This window comes from Sphingomonas sp. CCH9-F2 (assembly GCF_001556735.1).
Taxonomy (GTDB): Bacteria; Pseudomonadota; Alphaproteobacteria; order Sphingomonadales; family Sphingomonadaceae; genus Sphingomonas; species Sphingomonas ginsenosidimutans.
In genome coordinates this window covers 1-6,359 of record NZ_LSJO01000476.1, presented here as the reverse complement: position 1 = coordinate 6,359, position 6,359 = coordinate 1, and the positions used below count along the sequence as shown (strand labels likewise).

Annotated in this window: 5 protein-coding genes; 4 read left to right on the top strand and 1 reads right to left on the bottom strand. The window is 71.5% G+C overall.

Features of this window, described 5'->3' with window-relative positions:
* Nucleotides 1–861 (bottom strand): EamA family transporter RarD (gene rarD / locus AX685_RS13330; RefSeq protein ID WP_156445804.1); only part of this gene is annotated, 861 nt, incomplete at its 3' end.
* An 87-nt stretch (nucleotides 862–948) separates the two neighbouring features.
* Between rarD and recF the strand changes: the two genes are divergently transcribed.
* The 4 genes from recF to AX685_RS13310 form a co-directional block, all read left to right on the top strand.
* Entirely contained in the window at nucleotides 949–1,989 is a 1,041-nt protein-coding gene (gene recF, locus AX685_RS13325) for a DNA replication/repair protein RecF (RefSeq protein ID WP_066489458.1), read from the top strand.
* Between the two features lie 134 nt (nucleotides 1,990–2,123).
* Complete coding sequence (locus AX685_RS13320) at nucleotides 2,124–3,356, top strand: MFS transporter (protein ID WP_066489451.1); 1,233 nt, start codon at nucleotides 2,124–2,126, stop codon at nucleotides 3,354–3,356.
* A 25-nt stretch (nucleotides 3,357–3,381) separates the two neighbouring features.
* Nucleotides 3,382–4,269 carry an alpha/beta hydrolase gene (locus AX685_RS13315; RefSeq protein ID WP_066489449.1) on the top strand — a complete coding sequence of 296 codons (888 nt, stop codon included), beginning with the start codon at nucleotides 3,382–3,384 and terminating at the stop codon, nucleotides 4,267–4,269.
* Nucleotides 4,270–4,322: 53 nt separating this feature from the next.
* Nucleotides 4,323–6,359, top strand: a 2,037-nt coding sequence (locus AX685_RS13310) for a DNA gyrase subunit B (protein WP_066489460.1), incomplete at its 3' end; no start/stop codon positions are given.

Genomic DNA, 6,359 nt, shown 5'->3' with positions numbered 1-6,359 from the left:
CCCGCCCCAGGCGTATAGCGCGCACCCGGTCCAGATCAGCGCGAACGTGACCAGGTGGACCGGCCGCAACGGTTCGTGGAACAGCGCCACCGCCTCCACGAACTGCAACGTCGGCGCGATATATTGCAGCAGCCCCATCGTCGCGTAGCGCAGCCGCCGCGCCGCCGCGGCGAACATCAGCAGCGGCACCGCCGTCACTGCCCCCGCCAGCACCAGCAGCAGGTCGACCGTGCGGTCCTGCCCGAACGCCCCCTGCCCGCCGACCTGCGCCATCGCGATCACCGCCAGCGCGGGGACCAGCAGCAGCGCGGTTTCCACCGTCAATCCGCCCAGCGAATCGATCGCCGCCACCTTGCGGATCAGGCCGTATGTGCCGAAGCTCAGCGCCAGCGTCAGCGATATCCACAACGCGCCCCCGCCCGACAACGCCATCACCGCGACGCCCGCCGCCGCGACCGCGACCGCCGCCTTCTGCACGCGCCCGATCCGCTCGCCCAGCAACGCCATCCCCAGCGCGACATTGACCAGCGGGTTGATGAAATAGCCCAGGCTCGCTTCCAGCACGTGGCCGTGCTGCACCGCCCAGATATAGACCAGCCAGTTGATCGCGATCAGCGTCGCCGATGCCGCCAGCAACGCCAGCGTCCGCCCGCGCGCCGCCGCGCGGATCGCGCCGGCCCGGCGCGTCACCACGACGATCACGATCAGCAGCAGCAACGACCACACGATGCGATGCGCCAGCACCTCCAGCGAGGGCACGCCGCGCAGCAGCCGCAGGTACAGCGGCAGCAGCCCCCAGGCGGCATAGGCCCCGATCCCCAGGATCAGCCCGCTACGCATCGCATCGTGTCGGTCGGTCATATCCGCGGCCATCGCGGTCCGGACGCCGCGCCGCAACCCCATATCCCCATTCGACACGCCCCGCGCCGCGTCCTACGGCGGTCGGCGATGCTCGCGCGCCTGGTCCTCACCGATTTCCGCAACCATGCGGGCCTCGCGCTCGCGCCGGGGCCGGGGTTCGTGATCCTCACCGGCGCGAACGGCGCGGGCAAGACCAACGTGCTGGAAGCGGTGTCGCTGCTCGCGCCCGGCCGCGGGCTGCGCCGCGCCGCGCTGTCGGACATGGCGCGCGGCGACGGGCCGGGCGGGTTCGGCGTCGCCGCGACGCTGGCGGACGGCGTCGATCTGGCGACCGGCGCGCTCGCCGCCGCGCCCGAACGCCGCGTCACGCGCATCAACGGCGCCGCGGCACAGGCGTCCGCGCTGGCCGAACGGGTGGCGGTGCTGTGGCTGACCCCGGCGATGGACCGGCTGTTCATCGAACCGGCGGGGGAACGGCGCCGCTTCCTCGACCGGCTGGTGCTGGCGCTGGCGCCCGGCCATGCACGCCACACCAGCCGCTACGAAGCCGCGATGCGCGCGCGCAACCGCCTGTTGACGGAGGGCGCGCCCGATCCCGGCTGGCTCGACGCGCTGGAGGCGCAGATGGCGCACCACGGCGCCGCGCTCGACGCCGCGCGGCGCCGCACCGTCGACGCACTCGCCGTCGCGCTGGCGGCGCAACCGGCGGGCGACATCCTGCCGCGCGCCGCGATCGGGCTGGACGGCTGGCAGGGGGACGAGGCCGACCTGATGCAGGCGCTGCGCCACGGCCGCGCGCGCGACGCCGCGGCGGGGCGCACGCTCACCGGGCCGCACCGCGCCGACCTGACCGTCACCCATGTCGACAAGGCGCGCGCCGCCGCCAGCGCCTCGACCGGCGAACAGAAGGCGCTGCTGCTCGGCATCGTGCTGGCCCATGCCGAACTGGTCGCGGCGCGCGCCGGCCAGCCCCCCGTGCTGCTGCTCGACGAAGTCGCCGCCCATCTCGATCCCGCGCGGCGCGCAGCGCTGTTCGCGCGGCTCGCCCGGCTGGGGCAGACGTGGATGACCGGCACCGAACCGGCACTGTTCGAGGCCGCGGGCGACGCGACGCGCATGGCGCTGTAGCCCCCTCCGTCACCCCGGGAGTCAGCCAGACCGTTACGCCCGTGCACCCAATCGCCACCGGCAACGTTATCCCGTCATCATTAGTCCCGGAGCCACCCGTCGTCCCTCCCCCTCCCTTCCCGCGGCCCGATCCGTTGACCCGCGCGGCCGCGCCGCGCAGCCTCGTCGAATGGCGGCGCGGCTGGCCGCTGGTCGGCGCGGCGATGGTCGGCGCGGGGCTGGGGCCGGGGCTGTTCCAGAACATGTCCAGCCTGTTCACCCCCGCACTGCAGGCCGCATTCGGCTGGTCGCGCGGCGACATCGCCACCGCCGCGGGGCTGGGGCTGATCGGCGCGCTGGTCGCGCCGCTGGTCGGGCGGCTGGCCGACCGGTTCGGGGTGCGCCCGATCATCCTCGGCTCGATGCTGGTGCTCGCCGCGGGCTATCTGTGCCTGGCGACGCTGGGCGGCGGGTTGTGGCAATATCATCTCGGCGTGTTGCTGATCGTCATGGCACTGCCCGGCACCAGCAGCCTGTCCTATGGCAAGCTGATCGCGGTGGCGTTCCGGCGCCAGCGCGGGCTGGCGCTGGCGCTCGGCACGTCGGGGCTGGCGCTGATGACGATGGTCGCCGCGCCCGTGCTGGGCGCGGTGGTGGCGCATTGGGGTTGGCGCGCGGGCTTCGTACTGCTCGCGGTGGCGGGCACCGTGCTGGCGCTGCCGCCGATCCTGCTCGGCATCCGCGGCATTCCCGCCGCCGGCGCGCCGCCGGTGGTGGCCGATGCGCCGCTGCTGCCGGGCGTTTCGGCGAAGGAGGCGCGGCGCGACCGGCGCTTCTGGCTGATGGTGGCGTCCGCGCTGCTGGTCAATCTGGCGACCACCGGGCTGGTAACGCAACTGGTCCCGATCGGCGTCGACCGCGGGCTGGGCGCGGGTGAGGCCGCGCTGCTGCTGACCGGCTTCGGGGTCAGCGCGATCGCCGGACGCCTGCTGGTCGGCACGCTGATCGACCGGTTCCGGCCGCAGCCGGTCGCGGCCACGGTCGCGCTCATCTCCGCCGCCGCCTTCGCGTTGCTCGCGGGCGGCGCGCACGGGCTGGCGCCGCTGATGGCACTCGTCTTCCTGGCCGGGCTGATGAACGGGGCGGAGAACGACCTGCTGCCGTTCCTGGCGGCGCGACTGTTCGGGCTGCGCGCCTATGCGGAGATCTACGGCTCGGCGATGCCCGTCGCGCTGCTCGGCACCGCGCTGGGCATCATCGGCTTTGGACGGCTGCACGACCTGTTCGGCAATTACGCCGTCGCGCTGGCGATCGGCAGCGCGGCACTGCTCGCGGCAGCGACGTGCTTTCTGCTGCTGCCGGACCGCGCCGAGCCGTCCCCGAACTGACACGCACGCGCGCTACGTCGCGCGAGTGGACCGCCGCCGCCATCCCCCCGGCCTGACCTTCACCGACTGGCATGCTGCAGACGGCTGGGCGCTGCGCCGCTACGACTGGGCGCCCGCCCCCGATATTGCCCCGCGCGGCCCGCTGCTGTTCCTGGGCGGGCGCGGTGATTTCGCGGAAAAGTATCTGGAGGCGATGGCGCACTGGCGCGCACGCGGCTGGCACGTCACCGGCATCGACTGGCGCGGACAGGGTGGGTCGGGCCGGCTGCTCGCCGATCCGCTGGTCAATCACCTGACCACCCTCGACCCGCTGCTGGACGACCTCGCCGCCTTCGCCGCCGCGGTCGCCCCGCGCGTCGCGGTGGCGCATTCGATGGGCGCGCACCTGCTGCTGCGCTGGCTGGCGGAGCGCGACGGGACGCTCGACGCCGCGGTGCTGTCCTCCCCGATGCTGGGGTTGCGCGCCGGCCCGCTCGGCACCGCCCCGCTGGCGCTCACCGCGCGCGCCGCCTGCGCGCTGGGCCGCGGCGAGCGCCGCATCTGGGAGGGCGACGCCGGCAATGTCGGCGGGCGCATGACCTCCTGCCCCGATCGCCAGGCGGACAAGCTCTGGTGGAAGGCGAACGTGCCCGCGATCGCGTCGGGCGCGCCCAGCTGGGGGTGGATGCGCGCCGCCTGCGCCTCGATCGCCGCGCTCGACCGAGCGCCGCTGGGCCGCGTCGCCACCCCGCTCCTGATGCTGGTATCGCGCCGCGATCCGGTGGTGTCGCCCGCCGCGATCGCGCGCATCGCCCGCCGCCTGCCCGCCGCCACGCTCCACCTGCTGCCCGGCCAGGGGCATGAGCTGCTGCGCGAGGGCGACGCGATCCGCCGCGAGGTCCTCGCCCGCATCGACGCGCATTGGGGACGCTGACGCACACGTCCATTTCGCTTTCGTTGCACGCCTGTCATGCCTATATGCTCCGCATGGCAGAACAGCAGAATTCCAGCGAGTACGGCGCCTCCTCGATCAAGGTGCTGAAGGGTCTGGACGCGGTGCGCAAGCGTCCGGGCATGTATATCGGCGATACCGACGACGGCTCGGGCCTCCACCACATGGTGTTCGAGGTGAGCGACAATGCCATCGACGAGGCGCTGGCCGGGCATTGCGACCGGATCGAAATCACGCTCAACGCCGACGGATCGGTCTCGGTGACCGACAACGGTCGCGGCATCCCCACCGGCATCCACCCGGAAGAGGGCGTCTCTGCGGCCGAGGTCATCATGACCCAGCTGCACGCCGGCGGTAAGTTCGAGAATACCAGCGACGACAATGCCTACAAGGTGTCCGGCGGCCTCCACGGCGTCGGCGTGTCGGTGGTCAACGCGCTCAGCGAATGGCTCGACCTCACGATCTGGCGCGACGGGGAGGAGCATTACATGCGCTTCGCCCACGGCGATGCGGTCGCCCCGCTCAAGGTGGTCGGCCCGGCCGAGGGCAAGAAGGGCACGCGCGTCACCTTCTTCCCCTCCCCCGCCACGTTCAAGATCACCGAATTCGATTTCGACAAGCTGGAACATCGCTATCGCGAGCTGGCGTTCCTCAATTCGGGCGTGCGCCTGTTCCTCAGCGACGCCCGGCATGAGGAGCCGAAGACGATCGAGCTGTTCTACGAAGGCGGCATCGCCGCGTTCGTGAAGTGGCTGGACCGCAACAAGCAGCCGCTGTTCCCCGATCCTATCTCCGTGTCGGGGATGCGCGACCAGATCGGCATCGACGTCGCGCTGGAATGGAACGATTCCTATTACGAGAACGTGCTGGCCTTCACCAACAACATCCCTCAGCGCGACGGCGGCACGCACATCGCCGCCTTCCGCGCCGCGCTGACCCGCACGCTCAACAATTATGCGGAAAAGTCCGGGCTGCTGAAGAAGGAGAAGGTGTCGCTGACCGGCGACGACATGCGCGAGGGGCTGACCGCGATCGTCTCGGTCAAGCTGCCCGATCCGAAGTTCAGCTCGCAGACCAAGGACAAGCTCGTCTCGTCCGAGGTGCGCCAGCCGCTCGAAAGCCTGATGGCCGACAAAATGGCCGAATGGCTGGAGGAAAACCCGCAGCACGCCCGGTCGATCGTCGGCAAGATCATCGACGCCGCCGCCGCGCGCGAGGCGGCGAAGCGCGCGCGCGAACTGACCCGGCGCAAGGGCGTGATGGAGGTCAGTGGCCTGCCCGGAAAGCTGCACGACTGCCGCGAACGCGACGCGACCAAGGCCGAACTGTTCATCGTGGAGGGCGATTCCGCCGGCGGCTCGGCCAAATCGGGCCGCGACAGCGACTATCAGGCGATCCTGCCGATCCGCGGCAAGATCCTGAACGTCGAGCGCGCGCGCACCGACCGGATGCTGGGATCGAAGGAGATCATCTCGCTGATCCAGGCGATGGGCACCGGGATCGGCCGCGACGACTTCAAGCTGGAAAAGCTGCGCTACCACAAGATCGTCATCATGACCGACGCCGACGTCGACGGCGCGCATATCCGCACGCTCCTGCTGACGTTCTTCTACCGCCAGATGCGCGAGATCATCGAGGCCGGGCACCTCTATATCGCGCAGCCCCCGCTGTATAAGGCGACCAAGGGCCGGTCGGAGGTCTATCTGAAGGACGATGCCGCGCTCGACGACTATCTGGTCGACGCCGGCCTTTCGACGATGATGCTGGAACGCGGCGGCGAGGGGCTGACCGGCGCGCACCTGCGCCCGCTGGTCGAACATGCCCGGCGGATGCGCACGCTGATGCGCTACGTGCCGCGCCGCTACGATCCGGTCATCATCGAAACGCTCGCGCTGGGCGGCGCGCTGACCCCCGACATGCCGCGCGAGGCGCGCGCGGCCGCGGTGGCGGAGGTGACCCGCCGCCTCGACCAGGGTGACAGCGAAGCGAGCTGGACCGCGCGGATGACCGAGGAAGGCGGCATCCATTTCGAACGGCTGTGGCGCGGCGTGGACGAAGCTTTCGGCCTGTTC

What these genes read in the sequence shown, in the direction of transcription:
- recF (WP_066489458.1), top strand. Translation starts at nt 949, where the DNA reads ATGCTCGCGCGCCTGGTCCTCACCGATTTCCGCAACCATGCGGGCCTC.